17 protein-coding genes are annotated in these 13,693 nt (G+C 49.5%); 13 read left to right on the top strand and 4 right to left on the bottom strand.

Annotated features, from left to right (window positions below):
• Window positions 1-51 precede the first annotated feature (51 nt).
• The 8 genes from DFR60_RS07825 (at window position 52) to DFR60_RS07790 (ending at window position 4,709) form a co-directional block, all read left to right on the top strand.
• Window positions 52-636: a sce7726 family protein gene (locus tag DFR60_RS07825; RefSeq protein WP_110322392.1), complete on the top strand. Its 585-nt coding sequence runs from the start codon at window positions 52-54 to the stop codon at window positions 634-636.
• A 10-nt stretch (window positions 637-646) separates the two neighbouring features.
• Window positions 647-916 carry a DUF3781 domain-containing protein gene (locus DFR60_RS07820; RefSeq protein ID WP_110322391.1) on the top strand — a complete coding sequence of 90 codons (270 nt, stop codon included), beginning with the start codon at window positions 647-649 and terminating at the stop codon, window positions 914-916.
• 238 nt (window positions 917-1,154) lie between these two features.
• Window positions 1,155-1,895, top strand: coding sequence for a MarR family winged helix-turn-helix transcriptional regulator (locus DFR60_RS07815; protein ID WP_110322390.1), 741 nt, complete (start codon window positions 1,155-1,157; stop codon window positions 1,893-1,895).
• 138 nt (window positions 1,896-2,033) lie between these two features.
• Complete coding sequence (locus DFR60_RS07810; RefSeq protein ID WP_110322389.1) at window positions 2,034-2,252, top strand: protein pyrBI; 219 nt, start codon at window positions 2,034-2,036, stop codon at window positions 2,250-2,252.
• A gap of 65 nt (window positions 2,253-2,317) precedes the next feature.
• Complete coding sequence (locus DFR60_RS07805; RefSeq protein ID WP_002602812.1) at window positions 2,318-2,830, top strand: CarD family transcriptional regulator; 513 nt, start codon at window positions 2,318-2,320, stop codon at window positions 2,828-2,830.
• A gap of 42 nt (window positions 2,831-2,872) precedes the next feature.
• Window positions 2,873-3,856, top strand: coding sequence for a sigma-70 family RNA polymerase sigma factor (locus DFR60_RS07800; RefSeq protein WP_243005002.1), 984 nt, complete (start codon window positions 2,873-2,875; stop codon window positions 3,854-3,856).
• 36 nt (window positions 3,857-3,892) lie between these two features.
• Window positions 3,893-4,096: a hypothetical protein gene (locus DFR60_RS07795; protein ID WP_110322388.1), complete on the top strand. Its 204-nt coding sequence runs from the start codon at window positions 3,893-3,895 to the stop codon at window positions 4,094-4,096.
• Between the two features lie 76 nt (window positions 4,097-4,172).
• Complete coding sequence (locus DFR60_RS07790; protein ID WP_110322387.1) at window positions 4,173-4,709, top strand: flavodoxin family protein; 537 nt, start codon at window positions 4,173-4,175, stop codon at window positions 4,707-4,709.
• Window positions 4,710-4,795: 86 nt separating this feature from the next.
• Here the strand turns inward: DFR60_RS07790 and DFR60_RS07785 are convergent, their stop codons facing one another.
• Window positions 4,796-5,419 carry a cytidylate kinase-like family protein gene (locus tag DFR60_RS07785; protein ID WP_110322386.1) on the bottom strand — a complete coding sequence of 208 codons (624 nt, stop codon included), beginning with the start codon at window positions 5,417-5,419 and terminating at the stop codon, window positions 4,796-4,798.
• Window positions 5,412-6,800: an MATE family efflux transporter gene (locus DFR60_RS07780; RefSeq protein ID WP_110322385.1), complete on the bottom strand. Its 1,389-nt coding sequence runs from the start codon at window positions 6,798-6,800 to the stop codon at window positions 5,412-5,414. Before DFR60_RS07780 ends, DFR60_RS07785 begins: the two co-directional genes overlap by 8 nt.
• Window positions 6,801-7,165: 365 nt before the next feature.
• On the opposite strand from DFR60_RS07780, the gene DFR60_RS07775 reads away from it, so the two are divergent.
• From DFR60_RS07775 to DFR60_RS07760, 4 genes are all read left to right on the top strand, one after another.
• On the top strand, window positions 7,166-7,468 hold the full coding sequence (locus tag DFR60_RS07775; protein ID WP_110322384.1) for a hypothetical protein: 303 nt from the start codon (window positions 7,166-7,168) through the stop codon (window positions 7,466-7,468).
• Between the two features lie 304 nt (window positions 7,469-7,772).
• Window positions 7,773-8,837 carry a mannonate dehydratase gene (uxuA, locus tag DFR60_RS07770; RefSeq protein WP_110322383.1) on the top strand — a complete coding sequence of 355 codons (1,065 nt, stop codon included), beginning with the start codon at window positions 7,773-7,775 and terminating at the stop codon, window positions 8,835-8,837.
• Complete coding sequence (locus tag DFR60_RS07765; protein ID WP_110322382.1) at window positions 8,830-9,570, top strand: GntR family transcriptional regulator; 741 nt, start codon at window positions 8,830-8,832, stop codon at window positions 9,568-9,570. The genes uxuA and DFR60_RS07765 overlap by 8 nt, the downstream gene beginning before the upstream one ends.
• Window positions 9,571-9,587: 17 nt before the next feature.
• Window positions 9,588-11,213 carry a mannitol dehydrogenase family protein gene (locus DFR60_RS07760; protein ID WP_110322381.1) on the top strand — a complete coding sequence of 542 codons (1,626 nt, stop codon included), beginning with the start codon at window positions 9,588-9,590 and terminating at the stop codon, window positions 11,211-11,213.
• Window positions 11,214-11,274: 61 nt separating this feature from the next.
• On the opposite strand, the gene DFR60_RS07755 is transcribed toward DFR60_RS07760, so the two are convergent.
• Window positions 11,275-12,270, bottom strand: coding sequence for a sensor histidine kinase (locus tag DFR60_RS07755; RefSeq protein ID WP_110322380.1), 996 nt, complete (start codon window positions 12,268-12,270; stop codon window positions 11,275-11,277).
• Between the two features lie 87 nt (window positions 12,271-12,357).
• Here DFR60_RS07755 and DFR60_RS07750 point away from each other — a divergent pair, with 87 nt between their 5' ends.
• A complete protein-coding gene (locus DFR60_RS07750; protein WP_110322379.1) occupies window positions 12,358-12,609 on the top strand; it encodes a hypothetical protein in 252 nt (83 codons plus the stop codon).
• Between the two features lie 105 nt (window positions 12,610-12,714).
• On the opposite strand, the gene thyA is transcribed toward DFR60_RS07750, so the two are convergent.
• Window positions 12,715-13,545, bottom strand: a complete 831-nt coding sequence (gene thyA, locus DFR60_RS07745) for a thymidylate synthase (protein WP_110322378.1) — start codon at window positions 13,543-13,545, stop codon at window positions 12,715-12,717.
• Window positions 13,546-13,693 lie beyond the last annotated feature (148 nt).

The following is a 13,693-nucleotide window of genomic DNA, read 5'->3' as shown; positions in this document are numbered from 1 at the left end:
AAGAGCCAGAACCTATAATTTCTGTAGGACAAAACGACGAGGTTATGGGATATGGAAAGAATGGATGCGCTGCTGTACGACTGCGATATCAGGGAGCCCCTGTTTGACTACCTGGAAGAGCGGTTCGGGAAAGCAAGGATGTTTGAGGAGAAAATCATCGGAAAATCGAGGGCTGACGTCTTGATGGTGACGGAGGGCAGAATCACGGGGCTGGAGATTAAGAGTGATGCGGATACGTACGAGCGTCTGAAGAGGCAGATCCGTGACTACGACAAATACTGTGACGAGAATTACGTCGTGATCGGCAGATCGCACGCGAAACACGTAGAAGAGCATATTCCGGCCTATTGGGGAGTGCTGGTCGTGTCTGTGAACGGCAGAGAGATCGTGATTGAGGAAATGCGTCCCGCGCTGCAGAATCCTAAAATGAAGCGGGAATTGCAGCTTGCCATTCTGTGGCGGGCGGAGCTCCAGAACATTATCGAACAGAATCATTTGCCTCATTACAGGCAGAAGAGCAAACGGTTTGTGAGGGAAAAGCTGTTGGAGAAGCTGGAGTGGAACCGGCTGAAGCTGGAGGTCTGTGAGGAATTATTTGAACGGGATTATACGCTTCTGGAGGAAGAGGAGGGATGAAAGAGGGAAGATGGATTGTGATAATAGAAATGAACTGCTTGTGAACATAGATAAACTGCATACCACAGATTTGGGGGTGGTGCGGATTAAGAAGAATCTGACATTGGATACGGATGATGTGGTGGCGTGGTGCAGAGCGGTGATTGAAAACGTAAACACTGGTATAACCAGAAAGGGAAAGAACTGGTATGCGGAGAATGAAGCCTGTATCATAACAGTCAATGCGTTCAGCTATACGATTATTACAGCTCATAAGCGCAGGAACAGCAGATTACAATGATTGTATGAAAGTCAGATGATGGTTATCGTCAATTGCATGTATGTGATTGGCGGTATTTTTTTGCGGCAAAGAAGATTTATTTAAATAAATGTATTCTAAAAAAATAATTTACAAGGTACCTTGACAAATGATCAGAGAAGGTGTAAGATGATATTACAAGGTACCTAGCTAATTGAAACATACTTAATAAATTGAAACGTAACGAACTAATAAACAAACAAAACAGGAGGATTTCTATATGGATGAAAATAAAACAACATGCCCATGCTGTCCAAATCACTGTGAGGCCGGAGCGCTGCAGTGCGGAAAAGGGAGGGCGTACTTCCGCAATGAAGAAAATGGCAGAAGCGAGCGAAGCAATCAAAACGAGAGTGAGCATAACCACCACCAGGGTGAGGGGCGGCAGAATCATGGCGGCAGGAGAAAACTGGGGGAACACAGAAGGGGCAGATCCATGGAAGCCCATGGAAGAAACTGTGAAATGGGAGAGCGCCGTCACGGTTTTGTAATAGAAGAAAAGCTTCAGGGCCAGCTGCGCGCCTGCGGCCATTTTCTTCATTATAATATGGGGCAGAAAGTGGGGCAGGCCAGAATCTTATCTGTGCTTTTAGAGAGTGGAACCATTACCCAGCGGGAGCTTCAGGATATCCTGGAGGTGCGGTCAGGATCACTGAGCGAGATTTTAAATAAAGTGGAAGCCGACGGATTCATTGAGAGGAGCCAGAGTGAGAATGACCGGAGGCAGATGGAGGTAAAACTGACGGAAGCGGGAACGGAGGCTGCCTCCAGAATGGAAGAGGAACGAGGAGATGTGACGTCCGGACTTTTTTCCTGTTTGAGCGGTGAGGAGAAGAAGACGCTGGCGGAACTGCTGGATAAGCTGTTGGACGGCTGGGAAGGCCCGGAGCGTGAACGAGGCTGCAGAGGCAGGGGACACGGTCGGCGGATGCATGGCCGGGAAGCTGGCCAGACACCGTAAAACTATAGTAAATATGCACAATATACAGGCAATTGTGAATGGATAATTTTTAACAAACTTTTCCCTGACGGTAAAAAAACGCTGACAATTTATTTTCCAAGATGTTAAAATAAACCTATAGGAAAGGGAGGTTTTAACATGAGACGAATTGTAAGCGCATGTTTACTGCAGACCATGAGATTTGATACGACGAAGGAGGCTGATCCGGAGCAGGATTTTATCATCTTTTGCAAAAAGCTGGAAAAGAGCAGTGTCAAATATGTCATTGAAGAGAAGACAAAGGAAGCGGACGGCTCCCTGGTGGTGAAGATCAGGAAGCAGTATAACTCCTACAGTACGGACGGATACCTGCAGTAACAAACGTTGATGCTTTGGAATAAATGAGATTCCAAAGCATCTATTTTAATTTCAGGAGGGAAACTATGTTTTCGGTAAATGATCATGTTGTATTTGGAAATCATGGAATCTGTGTGATAAAAGCGATCGGTCCTCTGGATCTCAGCATTGCGGAACGGGGACGGCTTTATTACACGCTGGAACCGCTCTATGCACAGAAAAATACCATTTATACGCCGGTGGATAACGAAAAAAGCTCCCTGCGCAGAGCGATTACAAGGGAAGACGCGCTGGAACTGATTGACAGGATTCCGCAGGTAGAAACTGTTTGGGTCCTGGATGAAAAACGGCGTGAGGAAAAATATAAGGAAATCATGAAGCAGAATGACTGTATGGGCTGGATGCAGATTATCAAGACCCTGTATTTAAAGAAGCAGAAACGTTTGGCCGAGGGACGGAAGAATACGGCGCGCGACGACTTATATCTCAAACTGGCGGAAGATTTCTTATACGGCGAATTTGCAGCGGCTCTTGGAGTGGAAAAAGATCAGGTGGAAGAGCTGATCGGCCGGAGAGTAAGGGAAATGGAATCCGCTTAAAGACCGGGTACGACTGTAGCAGAGAAGAGAGGAGGCGGCCGAATGTTGGATAGTCCTGAAAATGATGAAGCAGTAAATGCGGAGAAACACAAAGAACACCTGGAAGAATGCACAGTAGAATATACAGCAGAACTCAGGGAAATACTCACGGAAGAATCGGAACTGCCTGCGTTTAGCGAGGAGGACGAATATCTCTATGAGGACTCCGTCCATATCTATTTAAAAGAAATAGGAGGCGTGCGGCTTCTGAGTCCGGAGGAGGAGACGGAACTCGCCCTGAAGGTAGAGCAGGGTGATGACGATGCGAGAGACCGTATGGTGCGCGCCAATCTCCGCCTGGTGGTCAGCGTTGCCAGGCGATATGTGAAGGGCAGCGGTATGTCCTTCCTGGACCTGATTCAGGAAGGGAACATTGGCCTGGTGAAGGCGGTGGAGAAATTCGACTGCCACAGGGGCTATAAGTTCAGCACCTATGCCATGTGGTGGATTCGTCAGTCCATTACCAGAGCGATCGCCGACCAGGCGCGCACCATCCGTCTTCCCGTCCATACGAAGGAACTGATGGGGCGCTTAACGAAGGCCTCCAGACAGTTCTTATCGGAAAACGGCAGGAATCCGGAGCCGTGTGAGCTTGCCGATATGCTGGAAATCCCGGAGAAGAAGGTGGAAAATATCCTTCAGCTTTATGGGGATACCATCTCTTTGGATGCGCCCGTGGGAGAGGAGGGGGATGGCCAGGTCATCGATTTTCTGTCGGACAAGTCTGTACCGGAACAGTATGAGCAGGTGGAGGCAGGCATTATTCACGACCAGGTGGAGAAAGCCCTGGGCCATTTAAGCAAGCGGGAGCAGGAAATTTTAAAGCTGCGTTTTGGTTTTGTGGATGGGCGGATCTGGACGCTGGAGGAAGTGGGGAAGGAGTACCATGTGACGCGTGAGCGGATACGCCAGATCGAAGCCAGGGCCTTGAGGCGGCTTCGTGCAAAACAGGACATCCGGAATCTCAGGGTGTATTTGGAAGCGTAGGGTGAATATGCCCTGTCTGAAAAAGGAGATGTGTTTATGAAGATTATAAATAAAAAGGTTGAGCATACGAGTTTTGGAGCGGGAACGATCTATGCCATGTCCGGCGGTAAGATATACATAGAATTCGGAAAGATATTCGGTATGAAGAGCTTCCCGTATCCCCAGGTATTTTCCGAAGGGAACATGAAGCTGATGGACGAGGAACTGCAGGAAGACCTGATGGAAGATCTATTGACTTAACATCTGTCCGGCGGTAAGATGAAGATAAGTATTGCGTGAATTTCCGTGATCAAACCAAAGAGGGAGGAGGAATCGCATGAACGTACTTATCATTAAGGGAAGTCCTCATGAAAAAGGCACCACATCGCTGCTGGCAAAGAAATTCGAGGAGGGAGCACGGGCGGCTGGCCACGTTGTCCAGGAGATTGACGCGGCCCATATGGATATTAAATCCTGTCTGGGCTGTAATTACTGCAGGAAGAATAACGGAATCTGCGTCCACAATGACGATATGGCGGATGCATACCCGATGCTCTCCGACGCAGATGCGATTGTATTTGTGACGCCGCTCTATTACTTTGGCTTTACCTCGCAGATCAAGAAGGTGATTGACCGCTTCTACGCCATGAATTCCGAACTGAGGGCGGAAGCCAAAATGGCCTATTTGCTCGCGGCAGGAGCCGACCGCGAGGACTGGGCCATGGAAGGAATAAGCGCCACATTTGATGTGATGTGCCGCTATCTTCGCTGGGAAAATGCGGGAAGCGTCCTGGCGCTCGGCTGCGGAAGCCGTGAGGAAATAAAGGAAAGCAAATATTTAAGCCAGGCAGAAGTGCTTGGAAGGTCAGTTTAACCGAAGAAGAAGCCGCTGTATCAGCAGATAAAAATACTGATACAGCGGCTTTTTCTGTTCTGTGCCGGTTGAAGCGCTCCGGTGTATTACCTTTTTACGTCCTCCGGGCGGAGATTCGTGAGCCCGGTAATGAGCTCCACACACTGGTCTAGGCCCAGCTTTCCACTGTCCAGGGAGATGGCGTAATTTTTTGCCATGCCCCATACCTGCCCGGTGTAGTATTTGTAATAGACTTCCCTCTTCTTATCTTTTTCCTCCAGGCGTTTTGCAGGACTTTTTTCCGTTTCCCCGTAAAGGCGGACAATGCGTTCGGCCCGTGTTTCAGCTGCGGCGTGAACGAAGACATTGAGGCAGTCCGTCCGTTCCTTTAAAATATAGTCTGCACACCTTCCAACGATGACGCAGGGGCCTTTTTCCGCCAGGTCCAGAATGACATTTCTCTGGATTACCCAAAGGAAATCGTCGGCCGACATCCCGTTCATGGCTCCATTCATTCCTCTGGCGGCAAAGGCGTATCCGAAGATGCTTTTCGAGGGAGCATCCTCGCCCTGTTTCTCGATATAGGATTCATCAAAGCCCGTCTCCACGGCCACTTTCTTGACCAGATCCTTGTCGTAGTAGGGGATTCCCAGTTTCTCAGCCGCCATTTTTCCTATGGTACGTCCGCCGCTGCCGAATTCCCGGCTTATGGTGATGATTCGATTATTCATGTGTTCTGACCTCCATTCGCTTTAAACATTTATATTCGTGTGAGACAAGAATAATTGTAAGAATCAGAGAAAGCACATCGGCAATGGGGGCCGCCCACAGCATGCCCGTGACGCCGAAGGCCATCGAGAGCAGGATGACGCCCGGAACCAGGAAGACGACGTCTCTGGACAGGGAAAGGACAGTCGCCTTCACCGGTTTTCCGATCGACTGCAGGAAAATACTGCTGGCCTTCTGTACGCAGCAGAACAGGATGCCTCCCAGGAAAATACGGAAGCACATATTTGCGTATTCATTATACAGACCGCTCTCGCTGCCGAACAGGCTGACAATGACCTGCGGACAGAATTCGAAGAGCAGTGTGGCAATGATGCCGATCACCGCGTTGGCTGCGATGATATGGCGATACGTATCAAAGACCCGTTTAAAATTACCGGCCCCGTAATTATATCCGGCGATAGGCTGGCCGCTGACCGCGATGCCCACGGAAAATGCGATGACGATGCCAAAGACCTTCATAACGATCCCTACAACGGAAAGGGGAATATCGGCCCCGTAAATGGACTGGGGCCCCTTGAGCCCGATCATGTTGTTGGACACACTCATGACGATGACAATGGCAATCTGCGTGATAAAGCTGGAGATGCCCAACTGGCCGATCTGCCTCAGCAGCCGGCCATCCGGAAGAAAACTGGCCTTCGAGAAGCGAAAGGATTTCGGTTTCCGGAAATAGAGGATGGTGACGAAGCAGGAAACCACCTGACCGATGACGGTAGCGATGGCTGCGCCCCGCACACCCATGTGAAATACGAAGATGGCGACAGGGTCAAGAATCAGGTTCAGCACCGCACCGATTACGGTGGAGAACATGGAATAAGCGGGGGAGCCGTCGGCCCGGATCGCCGCATTCATGCCGGAGGCGATAATATAGAAAGGGATTCCGAGCAGAATGACCTCCATGTATTCTCTGGCATAGGGATAGCTGGCCTCCGTCACTCCAAACAGGCGGAGAATCTGATCCATAAACAGAAAGCCGGTCACGGTCAGCAGGAGGCCGATGATTACAGTGGCCAGAATTCCATTGCCGATGCATTTGTGGCTGGTTTCCTTGTCGCCGCTTCCGAGGGAGAGGCTTAATTTGGCTGCGCTTCCATCCCCAACCAGCAGGGCCAGAGCCAGAGCAGCCACGGTGAACGGATAGACGACATTAGTTGCCGCATTTCCGAGGTAACCGACGCTCTGCCCGATAAAAATCTGGTCCACGATGTTATAGAGGGCGCTGACCAGCATGGAAAGTACGCAGGGAACTGAAAATTTCAGCAGCAGCCTGCCGATGGGTTCTGATGCAAGATAGGCATTTGCATCTTGTTTTGTCTCTGTCATAGATAATCACTCCTTATGAATAAAAACTGCGCGCAATCAAAGCGGAAGATTCCCGCTTATAGATTACACGCAGTTATTGCTGGATTTACATCTATTCTGATTAAACACGCATGGATAAAACGGAAATGGTAAGATTTTTCCGCTGTGAATCATTATAACCGATGGGACAATGCGGATGTAAGAAGAAAATTCATTTTTTAGAAATTTTGTGAAAAATGCGCATAGTGAAATGATAATGCCGGCGCTTATATCAGGAAGTACGAAAACCAGAACACAGTTTTATAATAAAATTTTCACAAACCAGACACAGTCCGGCTTTATAATGCAGTTCAGTAACAGAAAAGACTGCGACAGGAGGACAAAACATGAGCACAGAAGCTGTAAAACAGGATGAAAGTAAGGGAGAGAAGGCAGCGGTTATCTCTTTTCTTTTGATATCGGCCGCATTTTTGATGGCGGAGATTGGACTGATGGATATTTCGTTACTAAAGGCGCCGGAACTGATCCAGTGGATCTATGATAAGGTAACACTGCCGGAGAGTCTGCTTTTTATCAGCCATTTTAAGGGGCTGTTTGGATTTTTAGTGATGGTGATCAGCTGTCTGCCGGCACTGGCTTTCATGGGGATCACAGGTATGGTGATGTCGAAGATTGCGGATAAACAGTAGGCGTCTGATAGACGGCGGGAATCTGGGAGGAGCAGCCGGAAGCTGCAGGCGGTAAATGCTGTGAGAGATAAGCAGCCCGGCTCCCGCATTGAGCGACTTTTGCAGTAAAACGTATAAAATTCTTGAAAAACAAGCTTCTATACATATCCGGTGGGCAATTGGCGAAAGCTAATTAGACATATTTCATAAAAAAACAGGTGGAATTCCGTTAAAAATCCTCTGTACAAACTGATATATTAGTACTAATATATCAGTATAGTGGAAGCTGTAAACCAATCTTATTTATCATCAGGAGGAAAATCATATGAATATGTCACTTCGCTGGTATGGACCAGGCTATGACACCGTAACTCTGGAACAGATCCGTCAGATCCCGGGCGTGAGAGGCGTCATCACGACACTCTACGGAACACAGCCGGGAGAGGTCTGGGATAGGGAAGAGATCAGAAGCTTAAAGAAGACCGTGGAGGATGCGGGGCTTTCCATTCTTGGAATCGAATCGGTCAACGTTCATGACGACATTAAGACAGGGGCAAAGGACAGAGACCGCTACATTGACAACTACATCACGACGCTGGAACGCCTGGGCGAGGAAGACATTCATATGGTGTGTTATAACTTTATGCCTGTGTTTGACTGGACCCGTTCCGAACTGGCCAGAAAGAGGGCGGACGGCTCCACGGTTCTCGCTTACAATCAGGATATCATCGACAAGATTGATCCGGAGCATATGAGGGAATCCATCGAAGCCATGTCAGCCGGTTATGTCATGCCGGGATGGGAACCAGAGCGTATGGGCAGGCTGGCAGATTTATTTGCGATGTACCGGGATGTCGATGAGGAGAAGCTGTTCTCCAATCTCGTTTATTTCCTGGAAGCTATCGGGCCGGTCTGCGAGAAATACGACATCCGCATGGGAATCCATCCGGACGATCCGGCGTGGCCGATATTTGGACTTCCGAGAATCATTACGGATAAGGCCCACATTGAAAAATTCTTAAAGGCAGTCGATAAGCCGTACAACGGTCTGACGCTCTGCACCGGATCCCTGGGCTCCAATCAGAACAATGATATTCCGGGCATCATCGAGGCCGCAAAGGGAAGAATAGCCTTTGCCCATGTCAGGAACTTAAAATACAATTCCGACCGGGACTTCGAGGAGGCCGCGCATCTGTCTTCCGACGGCTCCATGGATATGTATAAAATCATGAAGACGCTTTACGACACCGGCTTTGACGGCTGTATACGTCCGGATCACGGCCGTGCCATCTGGGGCGAGGATGCGATGCCTGGCTACGGCCTGTACGACCGTGCATTGGGCGCGATGTATTTACAGGGCTTATGGGAAGCGATCAGAAAGAATGGGTAGCCGGGAAGACCTCATATATGACGTGCTCAGAACGGATATCCTGGATTTGAAGCTGAGACCCGGCCTGGTTTTCAGCATAAAAGACGTCTGTGATGCGTACGGGACGGGGCGAACCCCGGTCAGGGAAGCGCTGATCCGGCTTTCTAAGGAGGGCCTCATCACATTTCTGCCGCAGAAGGGAACGATGGTATCGAAGATCGATTTCCAGAGGGCCGACAATGAACGCTTTCTGAGAAGCTGTGTGGAAGAAGAGGTCATGCTGGAATTCATGGCTTTGAATGACCATGACCGGGCTTCGGAGGCTGCTGCGGCCTTAAAGGCGTCTCTGGACCGGCAGGAAAAAATCGTGAAGGACAGGGACTGCCGCGGATTTCTGGAGGAGGATATCGTGTTTCACTCCGTATTTTACAAGGCAGTAAACCGGGATACCTGCGCTCACATCATCCATGCGAACTCAGGCGATTACCGCCGTATCCGGCTGCTTTCCCTTACGGAGACCGGAATCAGCGACGGAGTGGTGCAGCAGCACAAAGAGCTGATGGAGGCCGTCCTGGAGCGTGACGAAGAACGGATGCACCGGCAGCTGGCCCTTCATTTGAATAAAATGGTGAACGAGGAGCGGTTCCTGGTGGAGAAATACGCGGAGCTGTTTACCAGCGGCGAGGCGGAGGTAAAACGGAAGAACGACGGCTTTGCCGAGGATTTTCTGGTCAGCACTGCATTGCGGGAATAAATGAGAGAGGTGTAAAGATGAATTTAACACATACAGGATTACAGGAAAGACAGGCATGGAAGAAGGCGGGCATTGAGATTCCTTCCTATGACCGGGCGGCAATGGTGAAAAAGACAAAGGAGGCGCCGGGCTGGGTGCATTTCGGCGCGGGTAATATCTTCCGCGGCTTCATCGCGGGTCTTCAGGATGCGCTTCTGGAGGAAGGTCTTGCCGACACGGGGATCATCGCGGCGGAAACCTTTGATTTTGACATCATGGACAAGATCTATGAGCCGTTCGACGATCTGGCCCTTTTAATTACCTTAAAGGCGGACGGGAGCACGGAGAAGAAGGTGATCGCCTCGATCGCGGAAGGCGTGAAGGCCGATTCCGCTGATGCACAGGAATGGGAACGCCTGCGCACCATCTTTATAAGCCCATCTCTTCAGATGGTATCCTTCACCATCACGGAAAAGGGCTATGCACTGAAGGGGGCGGATGGGACGTATTTCCCATTCGTTCAGAGCGATATCGACAATGGACCGGAGCATCCGGCCGGCGCCATGGCTGTCGTCTGCGCCCTTTTACTGGAACGGTACAGACAGGGCGCCGCGCCGCTGGCCGTTGTCAGTATGGACAACTGCTCCCATAACGGAGAGAAGCTTCAAAATTCCATTCTCACCATGGCGGAGGAATGGAAGAAAAAAGGCTTTGCAGACGATGGTTTCCTGGAATATTTAAAGAACGAAGAAAAGATCGCGTTCCCCTGGTCCATGATCGATAAGATTACGCCAAGACCAAGCGTTTCCCTGGCGGAGCAGCTGGAGACTGACGGAGTCGCCGCCATGCAGCCGGTGATCACGTCTAAGAGGACGTATATCGCACCGTTTGTCAATGCGGAGGGGCCGCAGTATCTGGTGATTGAGGATAAGTTCCCGGCAGGAAGGCCGGCGCTTGAAAAAGCGGGAGTCTATATGACAGACAGGGATACAGTAAACAGGGTGGAGCGCATGAAGGTAACCACCTGCTTAAATCCGCTGCACACGGCGCTGGCTGTATACGGCTGTATTCTCGGTTACACCTCGATCGCGGAGGAGATGAAGGATCCCGAGCTCAGGGCGCTGGTGGAGAAAATTGGTTTGACAGAAGGTATGCCGGTGGTGACCGATCCGAAGATTCTTTCCCCGGAGGATTTTGTGAACGAAGTCATCTATGACAGGCTTCCGAATCCATTTATCCCGGACGCGCCGCAGAGAATCGCAAGTGACACCTCCCAGAAGGTGGGAATCCGGTACGGCGAGACGATCAAATCGTATGTGGAACGGTACGGCGACGCGAAGAAGCTGACCTTTATTCCGCTGGCGATTGCCGGATGGTGCCGCTATCTGTTGGCTGTAGATGATGAGCTGAACCCGTTTGAGCTCTCGGCTGATCCGATGATTCCGGAACTGAAAGGATGGCTGCAGGGCGTTGAGGCGGGAAAGCCGGAGACGTATGCAGGGCAGCTGAAGCCGATTCTTTCCAATGAGAATATTTTTGGTGTTAATTTGTATGACGCCGGGATTGGCAGCCTGACAGAAGCGATGTTCCTGGAGGAAATCGCCGGAGCCGGTGCGGTGAGAGAGACACTTAGAAAATATTTACAGCATTTCACACGATCTTAGAATTAGGAACAGACTTCTATATCCCCCCTGGTCTCGACAGACCAGGGGGGATTTTTGTGCATTAAGGTGTGTTTGAAAATTCATTCCTGTCATACGGAATGGTAACGATGACGCTGTTCTTCAAATAGGGAATACTGACAAAGGATATATTGGCTTCTGTGCCGTAGCACGCCATGAGTCTGCGATAAATATTGTTCAGACCAAAATGCTCTCTGCCTTCCGGCTGTTCCTCGGTCAGACAGGCTGTGGCCCTGGGGATATCAATCCCTTTCCCGTTGTCGGACACCTCGATAACTATGTGGGTGTGAGTCTGATCTAAGGTGATGGATATTGTGATCTGCGGCGCAACAGGCCATGTCTCCAGATTCATGTTTCCAAAGCCGTGCTTTAAGCAGTTCTCAGCAAGCGGCTGAAGAAGTACCTTCATAATTTTGCAGTTTTTCAGATGCGTATCGATATGACAGGCGAAATGAACGCCCTCCCTGGAATGACGGTTCATGATCTCCATGTAAGAGGTAACGTGTTCTGCCTCCTTTTCGACAGAAATGAAGGTTTGCCCCACACTTAACGTGATCCGCAGATAGCGTCCCAGGCTTTCCAGCATACTTCCCGCCGTATCGGAGTGTCCGTTTAATATTTGAAAATGAATACATTCCAGTGTATTATACAGAAAGTGCGGATTGATCTGTTCCGACATCATCTGAATCTCCGCCCTGGCTTTTTTCTGTTCCTCTTCTTTAATCTGCAGTAACTGGAGCTGAATCGTATCATACATCTGGTTCAATTGTTTTCCCAGCAGGCTGATCTCATCAGAGCGGGGAAATACGATCTTTGTCTGGTAGGAACGGCAGTTGATTTGAGCAATAATATCTCCCAGCGTTTTAATATCCCTTGTCAGGAAATGGGACAGGCCGAAGGCCAGCAGGGCAGCTGCGGCAGAACAGAACAGCCATACCATAAAAAAGAAAGACCGGAATTCCTGAATATCGCCGGTGAGTGCGGATTTTCGGCTGATATGTACTACCTTAAGATCACAAAAACGGATAGCAGATTCCATTTACCCATGTATATTGGCCGTCCTCCAGATTTTCATATGAAATAAATAGAAGAGACGTGGCTGGCCGGCAGCGCCGGCGGCGGATACGTGGCACTTTGGTGCAGCGACCCGTTTGCGGCTTATGATGACCTGATGTTTCAATGCGAATACAGGGGAAAAAGCAGGGATACTGCTTACGTCTGTATCTGCGTAAGCCGGAAAGATTATGGAAGTCTGGAAGAATTTCTGCTGGCATGCAAAGAGAGGAAGCCTGCTTATGATAGAGAGAAGGGAAGGTTAAGGGCAGGGAATGAAGAGATTACTTACAGAAAATATGAAAATATGACCCAGTATATTTAAAAACAGAAGATCAGTATTCCGATGCCTGTCGTTTTTTTCTGTACAGACACCGAAATACTGATCTTCTTTCTGAATTGTTCTTTCTGGTATTCTTTTTCTGCGATTCTAGATGGCAACCGGAATCTTATCCGTAAACGTATGGTATTGATAATCCTCCAGCCGGAAATGCTCTTTCGTAAACTGATAGAAATCCTGAACCTCCCGGTTCATAAGGAACGTCGGTGCCTCATAGGGCACTTTTTCAATTATTTCCTTAACAATCGGCACATGTCTGTCGTAAATATGGGCGTCCGCGATGACATGGACCAGTTCTCCGGCCTCTAAGCCGCTGACCTGGGCGAACATGTGAAGCAGAACCGCGTACTGAGTGACATTCCAGTTGTTTGCGGTCAGCATGTCCTGGGAGCGTTGGTTTAAAATCCCGTTCAGCACATTCCCGGATACGTTGAATGTCATGCTGTAGGCGCAGGGATAGAGATTCATCTCGTGAAGATCCTGATGATTATACAGGCTGGTAATGATCCTGCGGCTTAGTGGGTTGTGCTTCAGATCATAGAGAACCCGGTCCACCTGATCGAACTCGCCCTCTTTGTATTTATGCTTAATTCCCAGCTGGTAGCCGTATGCCTTTCCGATGCTTCCGTTCTCATCGGCCCAGGAGTCCCAGATGTGGCTGCTTAAGTCGTGAATGTTGCTGGATTTTTTCTGCCAGATCCAAAGCAGCTCACCGATTGCGGATTTAAACGCGGTCCGGCGGAGCGTCAGGATGGGAAACTCCTTTGACAGATCGTAACGGTTGATGATGCCGAATTTCTTTATGGTATGGGCGGGAGCGCCATCCTCCCAGACCGGACGCACCTCGCTGTCCGTATCCCATACGCCGTTTGATAAAATTTCTCTGCAATTCTGTATGAATAAAGTATCTGCGTAACTCATGATATTCCTCCATGATCCTGTAAGTAATTCAGTAACCGGCGGCAGGGGGGCGTATATTTAATCCGCCTGCGGCCGTTTTAATTATACCAGATACCGCTCGATTCGAACAGGTATCTCATGAAAATAATCAGAGTCCTGTTTGTGACGT

The organism is Hungatella effluvii, from assembly GCF_003201875.1.
GTDB classification, from domain to species: Bacteria; Bacillota; Clostridia; order Lachnospirales; family Lachnospiraceae; genus Hungatella; species Hungatella effluvii.
This window is presented reverse-complemented; position numbering and strand designations above follow the sequence as displayed.

Excerpts from the sequence above, each read along its gene's own strand:
- DFR60_RS07825 (WP_110322392.1), top strand. The coding sequence starts at position 52 with ATGGAAAGAATGGATGCGCTGCTGTACGACTGCGATATCAGGGAGCCC.
- DFR60_RS07820 (WP_110322391.1), top strand. The coding sequence starts at position 647 with ATGGATTGTGATAATAGAAATGAACTGCTTGTGAACATAGATAAACTG.
- DFR60_RS07815 (WP_110322390.1), top strand. The coding sequence starts at position 1,155 with ATGGATGAAAATAAAACAACATGCCCATGCTGTCCAAATCACTGTGAG.
- DFR60_RS07810 (WP_110322389.1), top strand. The coding sequence starts at position 2,034 with ATGAGACGAATTGTAAGCGCATGTTTACTGCAGACCATGAGATTTGAT.
- DFR60_RS07805 (WP_002602812.1), top strand. The coding sequence starts at position 2,318 with ATGTTTTCGGTAAATGATCATGTTGTATTTGGAAATCATGGAATCTGT.
- DFR60_RS07800 (WP_243005002.1), top strand. The coding sequence starts at position 2,873 with ATGTTGGATAGTCCTGAAAATGATGAAGCAGTAAATGCGGAGAAACAC.
- DFR60_RS07795 (WP_110322388.1), top strand. The coding sequence starts at position 3,893 with ATGAAGATTATAAATAAAAAGGTTGAGCATACGAGTTTTGGAGCGGGA.
- DFR60_RS07790 (WP_110322387.1), top strand. The coding sequence starts at position 4,173 with ATGAACGTACTTATCATTAAGGGAAGTCCTCATGAAAAAGGCACCACA.
- DFR60_RS07785 (WP_110322386.1), bottom strand. The coding sequence starts at position 5,419 with ATGAATAATCGAATCATCACCATAAGCCGGGAATTCGGCAGCGGCGGA.
- DFR60_RS07780 (WP_110322385.1), bottom strand. The coding sequence starts at position 6,800 with ATGACAGAGACAAAACAAGATGCAAATGCCTATCTTGCATCAGAACCC.
- DFR60_RS07775 (WP_110322384.1), top strand. The coding sequence starts at position 7,166 with ATGAGCACAGAAGCTGTAAAACAGGATGAAAGTAAGGGAGAGAAGGCA.
- uxuA (WP_110322383.1), top strand. The coding sequence starts at position 7,773 with ATGAATATGTCACTTCGCTGGTATGGACCAGGCTATGACACCGTAACT.
- DFR60_RS07765 (WP_110322382.1), top strand. The coding sequence starts at position 8,830 with ATGGGTAGCCGGGAAGACCTCATATATGACGTGCTCAGAACGGATATC.
- DFR60_RS07760 (WP_110322381.1), top strand. The coding sequence starts at position 9,588 with ATGAATTTAACACATACAGGATTACAGGAAAGACAGGCATGGAAGAAG.
- DFR60_RS07755 (WP_110322380.1), bottom strand. The coding sequence starts at position 12,270 with ATGGAATCTGCTATCCGTTTTTGTGATCTTAAGGTAGTACATATCAGC.
- thyA (WP_110322378.1), bottom strand. The coding sequence starts at position 13,545 with ATGAGTTACGCAGATACTTTATTCATACAGAATTGCAGAGAAATTTTA.